A 14,566-nucleotide genomic window follows, 5' to 3' on the forward strand; every position below is an offset into this window, starting at 1 on the left:
ATCAGTGTTCCTTAAGACCCAGAAGACGATTCATAGCGGCGAGCAGATTGTCCTCCTGGAACGGCTTACCCATATACTCGTTAACACCGATCGATAGTGCCCGCTCGCGGTGTTTATCACCGGTACGAGAGGTAATCATAATGATTGGAATATCTTTCAGACGGGAATCATGACGAACCTGAGATGCGACTTCGAAACCATCCATTCTTGGCATCTCAATATCCAACAGCATCAGGTCAGGCTTATGATCCTGCAAAGTAGCCATCGCATCCACACCGTCTTTCGCGGTGAACACTTCCATGCCATTACGTTCCAGCAAGCGCGTGGTTACCTTACGAACCGTTACTGAATCATCAACAACCAGAATGCGAGGCAGGCGATTTTCCATCTCATGACGTCGTTCAGCATCCTGAGCATCCAATGCTTTTGCCTGCTGATACTCAAGACTTGATTGCGTCCGAATCATCGCTGGCAGATCGAGAATGATGACTACGCTACCATCACCCAAGATGGTACCGCCTGATACCCCCATGACTGAGGCAAACTGAGGACCGAGAGTCTTTACAACGATCTCACGCGAGCCAAGCAGGGAGTCCACTTGCAAAGCAAACGGTACCGAACCACGAATCAGCAGTACCGGCAACGGTAAATGCTGCGCGGCAAACTTCGGTTGCGCTTCGTTATCCAGCATATTGCCGAGATATTCCAAACGATAGTCATTACCGGCATAACCATAGCTGCGCGCTTCAGACGGCAGCTCATACAGTTTTTCCAGTTCAGCGGCGGAGGCACGTACAATCCCTTCAATATTATTCAAAGGAACGGCATATAAATCGTCGCCCACCCTGACCATCAGAGCCCGGTTAACCGATACCGTAAATGGCAAGCGAATAACAAACTCAGTACCAACCCCTTGCTGCGAATGGATAACAACACTGCCGCCCATTTGCTTGATCTCGCTGCTCACAACGTCCATACCGACGCCACGGCCAGAGATCTGAGTTACTTGAGCGGCAGTGGAGAATCCAGCCTGAAGAATAAACTGAGTGATTTCGTCATCCGACAAATCGGCATCCGCTGCCATCAACCCTCGTTCAATCGCCTTGTTACGCACGGCCTCCAGGTTGACACCGCGGCCATCGTCACGCAGCGTCAGAACGATATCACCACCGTCACGCGAGATATCCAGTTCAATATTACCTACTTCGGATTTGCCCGCTTCCCGACGCTGCTCTTCCGTTTCCATGCCGTGGTCAACGGCGTTACGCACCATATGCTCCAGCGGTGAAATTAAGCGCTCAAGAATGGTACGGTCCATTTCGCCGTCGGCATTGAATACCTTAAGTTCAACCTGCTTGCTCAGCTCAAGACTGATCTGACGAACAATGCGGCGCAGACGCGGTACTAAACGCTGGAATGGCACCATCCGGGTCTTCATCAGACCCTCCTGCAGCTCAGTGTTTACACGACTTTGCTGCAGCAACAGGGTTTCGGCATCACGGGTTTTATTCGACAGCGTATCTTTCAGATCCAGCAAATCAGATGCAGATTCGACCAGCGCTTTCGACAACTGCTGCATTGCTGAGTAGCGGTCCATCTCAAGTGGATCAAAATCTTCGTATTGCGGACCCTGACGTTCCTGGCGGAACAATACCTGAGCTTCGGTTTCCATATCGAGCCGGCGCAGCTGATCGCGCAGGCGATCCAGCGTCATGTCCATTTCGTCGAGGGTGTAAGAAAAGTCTGTTACCTGCTGCTCCAGACGACCACGACCGATGGACGTTTCGCCCGCAAGGTTAACCAGATTGTCCAACAGGTCGGCCGATACTTTCACCAGTTCCTGTGGAGCTTTACGTGCATTTGCTTGCGGTGTTGCTTGCGGCTGAACAGGCACAGTGGCGGGCTGTTGTTCCTCTTTATCGCGGCGCAACGGCACTACGTTGGTTTCAACACCTACTTCGCTGTTACCTTCATCAGCACTATCGAAATCAGCCTCACCATCAACGGCATCAGCACCTGCCGCCACAACTGGTGCCAACAGCTCATCGGCTTCAACCAGAATGGCCTTTTCACCCAAGGATACAAATCCATCCGACTCAAGACTCGCCGCAACTGCCTCAATTTTCTGGGTCAGAGAATCATGTACTTTGTAGTACTGCTTAAACAGATCAGGATCAATAACAATCTGGCCTTGTTGCGCCTTAAGAATGTTAGCCTCAAAGTCATGTGCCTGATCACCAATATCAGTCAGACCGGCCAAGCGCGCGCCACCTTTCAGCGTGTGTAACACCCGCTGAGCCTCTGCAGCGTGAGCAAAGTTGCCGTGTTCCTGTGCCCAATCATGCAGTGTTTTATCCAACTGTTCCTGAAGCTCGTGAGCTTCTTCCAGGAAGATCTCAAGAATCTCCCGATCAGACTCATCAAGCGCCTCAACGACCGGAGCATCAGCCACCGAAGAAGTGCCAACTGAATCAGCCTCCGGCTGCTCTACTGCCAACGATTCGGTTGGCTGAAGGTCTGCGTCTCCGACCGAAGCGGAAAGCTCGCTGCTTACGCCTCGGGCAAACTGCAGAATTTCATTGATAAGCGATTGCTCATTGGCCGCCTGCTGACCCCGGCGCACTGCGTCCAGTTGTGCGGCTAATGCGTCGTGACTGCGCTGGAGCAATGCGAACAAGTCATTGCTGACGGACAAGCGGCCATCATTCACTTTTTCATATAGCGTTTCCAGTTCATGGCACAGCTCTGCAATTTCCTGCAGCTCAGCCATGCGCGCACCACCTTTGAGAGTATGCAACTCTCGTTGCAGCTGAGCGACGTCGAGCAAATTGTCTGGTTGTTGTTGCCAGCGTTCCATTGCACTTTCAATCGCTTCAGAGACCTCTTCCGCCTCCTCGAGGAATATCTCAAGGATCTCGTCTTCATCTTCATCAAAGACATCGGCAACGGGGGGTAATTCGGCCGACAGCGGATGATCGGAATTCGTTTGCGCCGCGGCGTCTGGGGTTGCCTCGTCGACGTCAATCACGTCTTCTTCAATCAGTAACTCAATCTCACCGTCCTGATCGTCATCAATAAGGGCGGCCACGGGTTCTTCTGCAACGTCCAGTTCCAGTTCAATCTCTACGTCTTCGGCGCGGCTAAATTGCCAGGCAGCCAGTGCTTCAATCAGTGCAAGAGCCGGCTGAGTTTCCTGGCCTGCAGCCAGACAATCCATCATTCCAAGCAATGATTCCTGCGCCTGAGCCAGCAGATCAAGCGGTGATTCGGCGGCTTCCGCTTTCTCCGTCAGCATGCGCCCATAGAAAACATCCAGCGCATTCGCCAAGGCTTCAATATTCGGCAGTTCTGCTTTTGCAGCACCTCGTGCAACCTGATCGAGGTCTCTGCTCAATGCCAGCAAAACATCGTCGTCAGCCTGCTCCTGCCATTGTTTAAGCAGTGAGTCAGCATCCAACAATGAATCCATACCCTGAGCAAGAAACGTCGCAATAGTTTGTGGTGCGGGTCCGATACTACCGGTCTGTTGGGCCTGGATCAGTGGTTCAAGCAGCAGCTTTTCCATTTGCTGAATACGATCAACAAAGTCTTCCGTACCAGCAATCTGCTCGAGCGCCATTAGGGCATCATCCGCCAGTCCGATACGAATCAGCTGATCACCTTCTTCAACCAGATTCACAATACCAGGGGAGTTTTTTACCTGATAAGCACGTAGCTCTTTAACCAGCTTTTCCAGAGGTGCAGCAACATCAGCAATGGCTGCAATGCCTGCCATGTGGGCGCTGCCCTTGAGCGTATGCAGCGCACGCTGTAACTGATCGCTCAAAGGGTTAAAGAAATCTTCGTCGCGCGACTGTTGAAGGAAAGATTCAACAGTTTGCAGGTGGGTGTTTGCCTCGTTGACAAAAACTTCCAATAACGCTGCGTCTTCGTCTTCTTCGATTTCAGCAGTGGACTCGGCAGCGACGCCTGCCTGAGGCTCAGCCAATAACTCAACGAATGGTTCGACCACCTCGTTGGCGGCCAGCGAGTTAGCGTAATCCATCAATGGTTGTGTATCGATAGCTGGCTGACGACGATGACGAAAATCATCGATCAACTCCGGCAGGCTACTGATCACGTGATCAACCAATGCAACCAGATTGTCGGAAATACTGATGGTTTCATCCAGTACCCGATTAAACATATTTTCTATCGACCAGGCCAACTCGCCAATCACAGCCGCCTGAACCATACGGCCGCTGCCTTTAAGCGTGTGGAACGCCCGGCGAACGGTCGTCATCGCTTCCTGATCGCTGCGTTCAGCTTTAAATTGTGGCCAGAATTCATCGAGCGTTTCGGTGACTTCTTCCGCTTCCTCGAGGAAAATTTCGATAATCTCATCATCAATCAGATCATCGTCATCATCTGGTATCGCAGAGTTTTGTTGCTCTGCCACCGCAACCACAGATTCGTGCGTGGCAGCTTCTTCCGTGTCGGCTTCTGTAGCAACATCGGTGAGCGGACTGTCTTCTTCCGCATTTTCTATAGCAGCATCGTTGTGCAGTATTGCGATATCTGCAACCGTTTCCTCGATTGCCTGAACATCTTCAGCACCCAGCTCAATGTCTTCACTGACCTGATCCATTTCTTCAGCACTGGTGTCAGCAGCAACTTCCGCTTCCACCGTTGCATCATTGGCGGACAGATCGAGCGCGTCACCAAATGACGTAACTGCAACCTCACCTAACGAATCATCAATATCGAGTTCGATATCATCGATTGCATCACCCAGTGGCTCAGTGGCCGGCAACTCAAGCAGCGATTCTTCAGCGCGATCAAGCAGGTCTTCCCCGGCATTATTTGGCTTTTCAGAGTAACGCTCGATAAAGTACTCAACACCGGTCAGGACATCGGCCAACGTGTCCAGCACAGACCACTGAGGTTTCAGCTCTTCATCAATCAGCTGATTTTGTACGAATGCCGCTGCACGAGACAAAATTCCAGCCACCCGTGGCAGCGGAATCATGCTCAATGACCCTTCAATACTGTGCAGCAAAGACGGTACATCCGTAAGCTCTTGTGCAGACCATTGCTTGGCAATGTATTCAACGATCGCATCTTTAACCTGCTCAAGCACATTCCGCGCTTCACGCAATACTGCCTTCTGGGCGTCGGTCAGAGAACTCTCAGCTACCTGGGCATGCAGATCACCTTCGCTCTTCATGCCGCCGAGTGTCGCCTCGACGTACAGCAGAGCACCGGCAATATCCATCAGGTGACGATCTTCAATCGCTTGTCCTTCATCGATCAATCGGATGACTTCGCTATGCTGCTCCTGCAGCACCTTGCGCGGCATACCAAGACCCAACACCGACATGGTGTCGCTGATTTGCTTCAGGGCAGGAGACACTTCGGTCAATGTTGCAGTGCGATCCTCATTACCGCGAACCAGTAGATCCAGGCGATCTTTGACGGTGGCAATCTCTTCCACCAGGGCATGCAGAACCTGATCAACCGTTTCTTTATCCGGCCCGGCCAGCTCAGCGCGTTGCTGCTCGACATCTTCCTCGCTGACCAGAGCTTTGGTCAGCGCAAATTGCTGGCGAACCCGGCGAATGGCTTCGCCATTGACATCAGACTCGGCGATAAACAACAGTAAACTGCGGATCAAGGCGTCATCCGGGGCACGGTTGATCGCAGCGGCGCCTTCTTCGATGGCAGAACGTACCAATCGCTCAAGCTGACCCAATACCTTTTTCGCATCATCGGTCAGTTCATTTTGTTTTTGCAGCCACTCCGTAAATGCCAGTGCAGGTAACCAGATCAGTCCCTGTGGAGTTGCATGGAGTGCTTTGTGCAAGCGCGCAAACGCCTTGGCGAGGTATTGTTTCGCAACGTCAGGCTGTTTGTTCTGAATCAGCTGTAACATAGCAGCCTGCAGCATCTGACGAACTTTTTTCGCCCACAACCGGAAATCTTTGCCGTTGTATGTCGCTGCTTGCTTGGGAGTTAACAGGGAATTGTGTTTGATAGCCGGAGTGAACAAGGCAGCTTCCGGCAGGTAGGTTTCACCTCGAGCGGCACGTAATTCGTTCAGAATTGGCAGTAACACTACCGGCAAATCACGGCGCCCGACTTTAACGTGCTGCAGATAATGTGGCAGCTGCAGTATCGCCTGCATCAGCACTTCCAGCGCACGCTCGTACTCGGTTGTACCGTTAGCCAGCGCGATTGCCACCGCCTCCATTTCTTCTGCCAACAGCGCTGCACCATAAAACTCCACCATTTGCAGAGTGCCATGAATCTGATGCAGATAACTCAGGCAGAACTTGAGTCGGCTCGTGTCGTCGGGGTTCTCTACGTAGGCTTCCAGTGATTGCTGTGCCTGCTGCAGCGTCTCTTCGACTTCCCCTTTTACCCATTCCAGGGCGATGTAGTCCTGGCTCATCGCCTTGCGGTCTCCCCTGTCGGATTCTTTTTCTTACGCACGAATGCAGATACCTGACTGCTACGCACCGGCTCTAACAGCGGATGTTGAAAATCCACCATTTCTCCCAGACCTATAACCAAAATACCTCCGGGAGCCAGTCGTTCAGCCAGTACATTTAATATTTCCCGGCGACGCCATCGACGGAAATAAATCAGTACGTTCTGGCAGTAAATCACATGCTGAGAATTTAGCGGGCAAACATTCAGATTGAGGATATTCACCTGGCTAAAGCAACAACGCTTGCGTAAATGATCACTGATTTCTATTTCGTTGATGCCGCTGGTTTTAAACGAACGAGCGAGGTATTCCTGAGGAACCCATTCTAACGCGCGGGGCTGATAACGACCCGCCCTGGCTTTGCGCAATACGATGGTGGAAATATCCGTTCCGGTGATAGCGTAACGCTTATTCAATGGCGTCAGATAACGATCTGCGATCATCGACAAGCTGTAAGCTTCCTCGCCGGAGGAACACCCTACACTCCAACACTCCAAGGTTTCATCAACATTCATTTCCGCCGCTTTTTGTTGGATATATTGATCCACATAAGCGTAAGCATCCGGGTCGCGAAAGAAGCGAGTTTCCTGTACCGTCAGCCGGTCAACCAGCGTGCTCCACTCGATCGCTCCGGTCGGGCCATTCAGCACGCGGTCGTAATATTCCTGATAACTCTGACAGCCAACTTCCTGCATGCGCAGACCCAAACTGGTCTGCAAAAAAGAACGCCTTTGACTCGGCAAACACATACCAGTGCGCTCTTCCAGCAGATTCTGCCAGCGCCCGAACTGGACATCATCCAGCTCTGGAACCGTTGTTAACCCGGATCGATATTGATGAGACATAGAGGTTCAGCAGGCTACAAAACCTGCTGCTCGTCCAGCTCCAGTTCATTTTCAGGCAGCTTAAAGCCCGCCACCGATTCACGCAGTTTGTTGGCCATTTCTGCAAGGTTACCAATCGACTTCGCCGTCGCGGTAGTACCAGCCGAAGTCTGCGAGGTAATTTCCTGAATAACGTTCATCGTGTTGGAAATATGACCCGCAGAAGAAGCCTGCTGACGTGCGGCGTTGGAAATGTTCTGAATCAATTCCGCCAGGTTTTTCGATACGTTCTCAATCTCTTCCAGGGCAACACCCGCATCCTGTGCAAGGCGAGCACCACGTACCACCTCTGAAGTGGTAGTTTCCATCGAGATTACCGCTTCATTGGTATCGTTCTGAATCGTTTTAACCAGCGCCTCAATCTGCTTCGTTGCTGCTGCAGAACGTTCCGCCAGACGCTGTACCTCATCCGCAACTACCGCGAAGCCCCGACCGGCGTCACCCGCCATCGATGCCTGAATAGCGGCGTTAAGCGATAGGATGTTGGTTTGGTCGGCGATATCGGTAATCAGGGAGATGATGTCACCAATCTCCTGCGAGGATTCACCCAGACGTTTAATACGCTTAGATGTTTCCTGAATCTGCTCACGGATGTTATCCATGCCGTTGATCGTTGCCTGTACGACTTCGGCGCCTTTGTTCGCGATCGCAACCGATCGCTCCGCAACCGCGGAAGATTCCGAGGCGTTAGCCGATACCTGGTCAATCGACACCGCCATTTCGTTGATCGCGGCGGATGCTCCGGCAATTTCCTGTGCCTGGTGCTCCGATGCTTCCGCCAAGTGCATTGCTGTCGCCTGGGTTTCCTGAGCAGCGGATGATACCTGTACCGCTGTTTCGTTAATCGCAGATACCAACGAGCGCATCTGGTCGATGGCGTAGTTAATGGAGTCAGCGATCGCACCGGTGAAGTCTTCCGTCACCGTTGCTGAGGCTGTTAGGTCACCGTCTGCAAGGTCAGCAATTTCATCCAGCAGACGCAAAATCGCCATCTGGTTCGCTTCATTTTTGTTGGCTGTTTCATCCAGGTCACGACGTGTTTCACGGTAAGAAACCACACCAAAGGCAATCATCATCACGATTGCTAACAGCGCAGAAATATAACCAACGATCTGCATCAATGCTCTTTCGCCAGTGTCCGACTGAATGCTGGTTGTCAGCTGAGACGTCTGGTCAAGCAACGTACGTGAATCTGCGAAAATGCTGTCGGATGCTTCCCGCACCTGAAAGAGTTCCGGAGAGGTCTCAAGAATCTCATCAACCGAACCGGATACGAACTCAAACAGCTCTGCAACCTCGGCCAGGGCATAGATCGCTTCTTCATCCGTTACCTGGGAGATATTCATGGCGACATTGCCCTGAATCATGCCGTTCAGTACCCGACCGAACAACGAAGCATCCCGACCAAAGGCGTCTGCTGCCATTACCGCGTCCTCGCCACCAGCGAGTACCTTGTTCACCGATCGTACGATACGTTCCGCCAGCCAAGACTGACGCTGAGCAACCGCAACCTGGTCGGCAGGCGCACCGTTGTCGAGCAGAATCTCTACAATTTCATCATATTCCACCTGCAGTTGAGGAATCGTTTCCGCAAGTGTATCGGCAACTTCGTGCAGAGAGATAATGATGTCCTGGGCAGTGAGAATCTGGTCAGCGTTGCCTTTTACCGAGATCCAGATACCCTGTACATCGGTCATGGAGGCGACTTCTGCAGGGTCCAATCCGGTAGCTGGGTTACCACGGGTAAGATAACCCCAGCGCTGGTCAAAATTATCACGTGCTGAGCGGAGCTGACCGAAGGCTTCTTCTTTGCCGCCAGCCGCCTCAACCGCGTTTTTTGCCAGTTCCTGCGACAGTACCCGCAACTCACCCGCGTGTTCAATATACTGGTCGTCCCGATTTGCTAAGGCATTCACATACACCGTAATAGCAATAAAGACACCCAGGAATAAGAACAGCAGCCCCGCCAGAACACCGTTAATACGGTTTCTGAAGACCGTCGACAAGACGCTTCCTGTGTTTTCGCTCATGCGTTCCTCTCCACACTCACTCTTTCAAGTTTCGCCTTGCGGCTACTTATCATTAGTCATCGCGACAAGCAGAATTTGGCTCGACGCAATGTATAAAATTCAAACGGCTATCTGCAGGAATTCAGGCGCATGCACTAAATCCAGCAACTGAAAAATGGGCCAGGTTTTGCCATCACGCTCATAAGCGCGCGACACAAACTTTTCAAATTCCGGTTCCAGCTCAGTTGGCTGTAATTGGCGGTCCTCAGCAAATTGCTGCATACCCAATACGGCATCGACCAGCAGACCGATCATATGATCACCATGCTCAACAACCAGCACACGCCGACTGCGCCAATTAGCCTTGGATGGCAACCCTAAGAGGCCGGCCAGATCCATGACAGGAACCAATCGACCACGGACATTCGCTACACCCAGCACCCAACTGCGAACGCCGGGCACACGGGTCAAACGGGGAGGCTGCAGAATTTCAGCAACTTCCGACATGTCAGCGGCAAAGTGCTGCCCGGCCAACATAAAGCCGACGCCACGCCAGTATGCAACCAGCTCTACCTGCTGCGGCAGAGCTGAAGCGTTTGAACGGCTGCGTTCGGCAATATCGACCAGCTGAGCAAACGGATGCATATCAGCCTGCCATGACCGAAGCGATCTCTGACAGCAAGGTCGCTTCTACTACTGGCTTAACCAGATAGCCACTGGCACCCTGGCGCTTACCCCACACACGATCAGTTTCCTGATCTTTGGTGGTCACAATAATCACCGGAATATGCTGAGTTTCAGCATCTTTTGTTAATTGGCGGGTTGCCTGAAAACCATTCAGACCAGGCATCACAATATCCATTAACACCACGTCAGGCTTTTCCTGACGGGCGACAGCAACACCATCTGCACCATTTTCTGCGCTTAATACTTCGTGACCATTTTTTTCTAACATTACACGGAATGCTTCTGTTTCGGTCGGGGAATCATCAACAACCAGGATTCGGGCCATGCCTATTTCCTCTTAAATTCTGTTTACTCGGGCTCAGGATTTGACGTACTGGCGAATCGAACCCAGCAGCTCTTCTTTACTGAAAGGCTTGGTCAGGTACTCATCGGAACCCACGATACGACCTTTCGCTTTATCAAATAAGCCGTCTTTACTGGACAACATAATGACCGGGGTTGACTTGAATTTAGAGTTATTTTTAATCAAGGCACAGGTTTGGTAACCGTCCAGACGAGGCATCATAATATCGACAAAAATGATGTCTGGATGTGTGTCGGCAATTTTTGCAAGCGCATCAAAGCCATCGGTAGCAGTGATCACTTCGCAGCCAACTTTTTTGAGCAGAGTCTCAGCCGTACGACGAATGGTTTTACTGTCGTCGATGACCATGACTTTTACATTCTGAAAGTTATCGTCCATAGGGAGGCCTTTAACCATCCATTTCTTTGTATTTTATTGAGCGACTGTCTTTCGACCGCAGAGACGCCATTGCGCACTTTTGTATCATACTTAGGTGCCCCAGGCTAGCGGCCAAATCGTCAATACTGCGCGAGAATCCTGTTTAAATCTGTTGCGCCACTGGGATAGCCAATCAGTTACACTCTGCACATCTGATCTATTTTCATTCAACGGAGACTCTATGAGCATCAAACTCGGTGTAGTGATGGACCCGATTTCACAGATTGCGTTTAAGAAGGATACCTCACTGGCGTTGCTCAACGCCGCTCAGCAAAAAGGCTGTGAGCTGTTTTACATGGAGCAGTCCGATCTTTACATCGAAAACGGCGTTGCCATGGGTCGCATGGCGGCACTGACCGTCGAGATGAATCCAGATAACTGGTACAACATGGCGGAGTACCAGCACCGCCCCTTGTCTGACCTGAACATTATCCTGATGCGCAAAGATCCGCCATTTGACAGCGAATTCATCTATTCCACATACATTCTGGAGCGCGCCGAAGAAGCTGGGGTATTAATTGCCAACAACCCGCAAAGCCTGCGTGATTGCAACGAAAAAGTTTTCGCCACGGCATTCCCGGATTTAATGACACCAACACTGGTCAGTCGCAGCGCAGAACTGTTGAAGAAATTCCATAAAGACCACGGCGACGTCATCTTTAAACCACTCGATGGCATGGGCGGCTCCTCCATTTTCCGCCTCAAACAGGACGATCCAAACGTATCCGTCATCATTGAAACCCTGACCAATCATGGTCAACAGCAAATTATGGCGCAGCGTTTTATCCCCGAAATTGTTGATGGTGATAAGCGCATTCTGATGATTGATGGTGAGCCGGTCCCTTACACCCTGGCACGAATTCCGGCCAAAGGAGAAACCCGCGGAAACATCGCGGCTGGCGGCACCGGAGTCACTCAACCATTGAGCGATGAAAACCGCGCCATCGCAGAAAAAGTGGGTCCGATCCTGAAACAAAAAGGACTCTACTTTGTCGGACTGGATGTGATTGGCAACTCGCTGACTGAGATTAATGTGACCAGCCCGACCTGTGTGCGCGAAATCAGCCGCGACTCCGGCATTGACGTAGCCGGTCTGTTAATTGATACCTTACTGGCGAAACTTTAGCCAACCAGTGTTATCGCAATTTGCTTCCTCAGCCGCTTCGGCAGTGGACAAATTTCGTTGATAAGCGCAGACTTGCAGTCGCATTCAACCTGCTTTTTTGAGGCTGTTATTTCCGCATGTCTGCCGCTGCTGTTACCAGTACCGACCGCCTGTCATTCGCCCTGTTTCTGGCGCTGGTGATTCATGCATTGCTGATTCTCGGAATCAGCTTCTCTGCCACCGATCAAACCAGCCTGTCAAAAACACTTGAAGTCACGTTAGCTACTTATAAAAGTGATACCACACCCGATAAAGCCGATTTTATTGCACAGGAAAACCAGCAAGGTAGCGGCACACTGGACGAGGCGAAAATGCTGACCACGGATATGGAAGCGAATTTTCATGCCAATCAAGTCAACGAGACATCGCCACAGGAACAACAGGCAACCGCACCCAGACTCCCTGAAGCGCAGCAACGTCAGGTATCAACCATTGGAGAAAGCCGGTTCAAAACGCAACTGAAAAACAGCGACATCCCGCCCAACCCGGCTGATCTGCCTGATGGCCCACAAAAAACCTTGCTACAACGCAGCCTCGAGATTGCCAGCCTCGAAGCCAAGCTCGATAGTCAACGCCAACTGTATGCCAAGCAGCCACGTATTCAGCGCTTAACCGCCGCTTCCACCATGAAAGCCAACGATGCTTATTATGTAAATTCGTGGCGACGCCGCATTGAAGATAACGGAGCTCGTAATTACCCGCGAGAAGCTGAAAACTGCTTCAATGACTGCCGCTTACGTTTGTTAGTGGCGATCAATCCAAACGGCACCATATACGAACTGCGGGTACTGGAATCTTCGGGTCGTAAAGTTCTGGATGATGCCGCACTGCGGATTGTTCGCCAGTCAGCTCCATTCGCGCCCTTCACCGCAGAAATGCGCAAAAATACCGACCGCCTGGAAATCATTCGTACCTGGCAATTTAAAGGCAACCGTTATCTGTCGGATGCGGGTTGATAAAAGATTCTCATGCAACAATTGCAAAGCTTAAAAAATCACCTCCTTATCGCCATGCCACAGCTGGGAGACTCCTGGTTTGAGGGCACCGTCACCTATTTGTGCGAACATAATGAAGAGGGGGCAATGGGTCTGGTCTTAAACAAGCCATTAAAAGTTTCTCTCGACGATATTTGCCAACAATTGGACATTGATCGCCTGCCCGGAATTGATCCGGCTATCCTGGCGGGCGGACCGGTAAGCAGGGAGCACGGCTTTATACTTCATCGTCAGCAAGGCCAATGGGACTCAACCCTGAACGTTGAGGAAGAGGCTCACCTGACGTCGTCAAAAGATATCCTGAAAGCCATTGCCGCCGGTGATGGTCCGCAGAATTACCGAATGGCGCTGGGCTATGCAGGCTGGGATGCACAACAACTGGACGAGGAGCTAAAACAGAATTCCTGGCTGACGGTTGAAGCCAGCAGCGAATTATTATTCGCAACTCAGCCAGAAGATCTTTACCGCAGCGCCTTGAATCAATTGGGTATCAATCCCGAATTTCTCAGCTCTGATGCGGGGCACGCGTAATGTCTGGCGTTGCTATTACCAATAAGATTCAGACATTAATGGGGTTTGATTTTGGTACTCAGCGCATTGGCATTGCTACCGGTCAGCGAGTGACAGAAACAGCAGGCCCACTTGATCCAGTCAAAGCCAAAGACGGCATCCCGAACTGGGACAACCTGCAAAAGATTATCAACGAATGGCAACCCGATGCATTTGTTGTGGGACTGCCATTAAACATGGATGGCACACCGTCCGATATGAGCAACCGCGCGGCCAAATTTGCCCGGCGGTTAGAAGGTCGTTTTCATCGTCCTGCCTATACTCAGGACGAACGCCTGACCAGTTTCGAAGCCAAAGGCATGGTAATCGATCAGGGTGGCGACCGTGATTTTGGTGCAAATTCAGTTGATGGTTTGGCCGCTCAATTAATTTTGCAAAGCTGGATGACCGAGCATCCGCGCGACTGAGTTTTAATACCATTTTAATCGCGGCAATTTGTTTTTAACGTTTTAATCACAGCCTGCCTTGCAGGTATGTTAGTTTTCCAGGAGAAATTATGAGCCTTCCTCCAGCCCTGCAGGATTGTGAAAAAACCTGCCAAGAGTTAGGTGATCGTCTGCACACTCTGCTGGCTCAGCGACAGATCGAAAATCCTCTGATAATCGGTATCCGTACGGGCGGCGTATGGGTCGCTGAACGCTTACACCAACATCTGAAACTGCAGGAAAATATTGGTGTACTGGATATCAGTTTTTATCGCGATGACTTTACCCGTCACGGCTTACATCCCCAGGTCAAAGGCTCCGAACTCCCTGACAGCATCGAAAATCGCCATATTATCCTGGTCGATGATGTGGTGATGAGCGGTCGTACGATTCGTGCAGCCATGAATGAGCTGTTTGATTACGGCCGCCCTGCCAGTATCCAGCTGGTCTGCTTATTGGATATAGGCCGACGTGAACTACCGATTCAGCCTGATCTTTGTGGCGCCAGCCTGGAACTATCCGACGGTCAGCTGGTGAAGCTGTCCGGCCCGGAACCCTTAACCCTGTCTCTAGCCTGAGGA

11 protein-coding genes are annotated in these 14,566 nt (G+C 51.4%); 5 read left to right on the top strand and 6 right to left on the bottom strand.

Translation table 11 applies throughout. The features are described from left to right. Position 1: 1 nt before the first annotated feature. From MK185_15865 to pilG, 6 genes are all read right to left on the bottom strand, one after another. Positions 2–6,430 carry an Hpt domain-containing protein gene (locus MK185_15865; protein ID MCH2042107.1) on the bottom strand — a complete coding sequence of 2,143 codons (6,429 nt, stop codon included), beginning with the start codon at positions 6,428–6,430 and terminating at the stop codon, positions 2–4. After that, positions 6,427–7,314 (bottom strand): protein-glutamate O-methyltransferase CheR, encoded by an 888-nt coding sequence (locus MK185_15870; protein ID MCH2042108.1) that lies wholly within the window; start codon positions 7,312–7,314, stop codon positions 6,427–6,429. Before MK185_15870 ends, MK185_15865 begins: the two co-directional genes overlap by 4 nt. A gap of 14 nt (positions 7,315–7,328) precedes the next feature. After that, complete coding sequence (locus MK185_15875) at positions 7,329–9,383, bottom strand: methyl-accepting chemotaxis protein (GenBank protein ID MCH2042109.1); 2,055 nt, start codon at positions 9,381–9,383, stop codon at positions 7,329–7,331. A gap of 99 nt (positions 9,384–9,482) precedes the next feature. After that, complete coding sequence (locus MK185_15880) at positions 9,483–10,007, bottom strand: chemotaxis protein CheW (GenBank protein MCH2042110.1); 525 nt, start codon at positions 10,005–10,007, stop codon at positions 9,483–9,485. A 1-nt stretch (position 10,008) separates the two neighbouring features. Beyond that, positions 10,009–10,374 (bottom strand): twitching motility response regulator PilH, encoded by a 366-nt coding sequence (gene pilH, locus MK185_15885; protein ID MCH2042111.1) that lies wholly within the window; start codon positions 10,372–10,374, stop codon positions 10,009–10,011. Between the two features lie 33 nt (positions 10,375–10,407). Then, positions 10,408–10,791: a twitching motility response regulator PilG gene (gene pilG / locus MK185_15890; GenBank protein MCH2042112.1), complete on the bottom strand. Its 384-nt coding sequence runs from the start codon at positions 10,789–10,791 to the stop codon at positions 10,408–10,410. A 220-nt stretch (positions 10,792–11,011) separates the two neighbouring features. Between pilG and gshB the strand changes: the two genes are divergently transcribed. The 5 genes from gshB to pyrR all read left to right on the top strand — a co-directional run bounded on the left by gshB (position 11,012) and on the right by pyrR (position 14,563). Next, the gene (gene gshB / locus MK185_15895; protein ID MCH2042113.1) at positions 11,012–11,956 is read left to right on the top strand and encodes a glutathione synthase; all 945 of its coding nucleotides are present in this window, start codon (positions 11,012–11,014) and stop codon (positions 11,954–11,956) included. 116 nt (positions 11,957–12,072) lie between these two features. After that, entirely contained in the window at positions 12,073–12,951 is an 879-nt protein-coding gene (locus MK185_15900; protein MCH2042114.1) for a TonB family protein, read from the top strand. A gap of 12 nt (positions 12,952–12,963) precedes the next feature. Continuing rightward, on the top strand, positions 12,964–13,521 hold the full coding sequence (locus tag MK185_15905) for a YqgE/AlgH family protein (protein ID MCH2042115.1): 558 nt from the start codon (positions 12,964–12,966) through the stop codon (positions 13,519–13,521). Next, positions 13,521–13,967, top strand: a complete 447-nt coding sequence (gene ruvX / locus MK185_15910) for a Holliday junction resolvase RuvX (GenBank protein ID MCH2042116.1) — start codon at positions 13,521–13,523, stop codon at positions 13,965–13,967. The genes MK185_15905 and ruvX overlap by 1 nt, the downstream gene beginning before the upstream one ends. An 89-nt stretch (positions 13,968–14,056) precedes the next feature. Continuing rightward, entirely contained in the window at positions 14,057–14,563 is a 507-nt protein-coding gene (gene pyrR, locus MK185_15915) for a bifunctional pyr operon transcriptional regulator/uracil phosphoribosyltransferase PyrR (GenBank protein MCH2042117.1), read from the top strand. The last annotated feature ends 3 nt before the right edge of the window (positions 14,564–14,566 follow it).

The sequence above is a fragment of the Saccharospirillaceae bacterium genome, assembly GCA_022448365.1.
Classification (GTDB): Bacteria; Pseudomonadota; Gammaproteobacteria; order Pseudomonadales; family Oceanobacteraceae; genus Bacterioplanoides.

What these genes read in the sequence shown, in the direction of transcription:
- MK185_15865 (MCH2042107.1), bottom strand. Translation starts at nt 6,430, where the DNA reads ATGAGCCAGGACTACATCGCCCTGGAATGGGTAAAAGGGGAAGTCGAA.
- MK185_15870 (MCH2042108.1), bottom strand. Translation starts at nt 7,314, where the DNA reads ATGTCTCATCAATATCGATCCGGGTTAACAACGGTTCCAGAGCTGGAT.
- MK185_15875 (MCH2042109.1), bottom strand. Translation starts at nt 9,383, where the DNA reads ATGAGCGAAAACACAGGAAGCGTCTTGTCGACGGTCTTCAGAAACCGT.
- MK185_15880 (MCH2042110.1), bottom strand. Translation starts at nt 10,007, where the DNA reads ATGCATCCGTTTGCTCAGCTGGTCGATATTGCCGAACGCAGCCGTTCA.
- pilH (MCH2042111.1), bottom strand. Translation starts at nt 10,374, where the DNA reads ATGGCCCGAATCCTGGTTGTTGATGATTCCCCGACCGAAACAGAAGCA.
- pilG (MCH2042112.1), bottom strand. Translation starts at nt 10,791, where the DNA reads ATGGACGATAACTTTCAGAATGTAAAAGTCATGGTCATCGACGACAGT.
- gshB (MCH2042113.1), top strand. Translation starts at nt 11,012, where the DNA reads ATGAGCATCAAACTCGGTGTAGTGATGGACCCGATTTCACAGATTGCG.
- MK185_15900 (MCH2042114.1), top strand. Translation starts at nt 12,073, where the DNA reads ATGTCTGCCGCTGCTGTTACCAGTACCGACCGCCTGTCATTCGCCCTG.
- MK185_15905 (MCH2042115.1), top strand. Translation starts at nt 12,964, where the DNA reads ATGCAACAATTGCAAAGCTTAAAAAATCACCTCCTTATCGCCATGCCA.
- ruvX (MCH2042116.1), top strand. Translation starts at nt 13,521, where the DNA reads ATGTCTGGCGTTGCTATTACCAATAAGATTCAGACATTAATGGGGTTT.
- pyrR (MCH2042117.1), top strand. Translation starts at nt 14,057, where the DNA reads ATGAGCCTTCCTCCAGCCCTGCAGGATTGTGAAAAAACCTGCCAAGAG.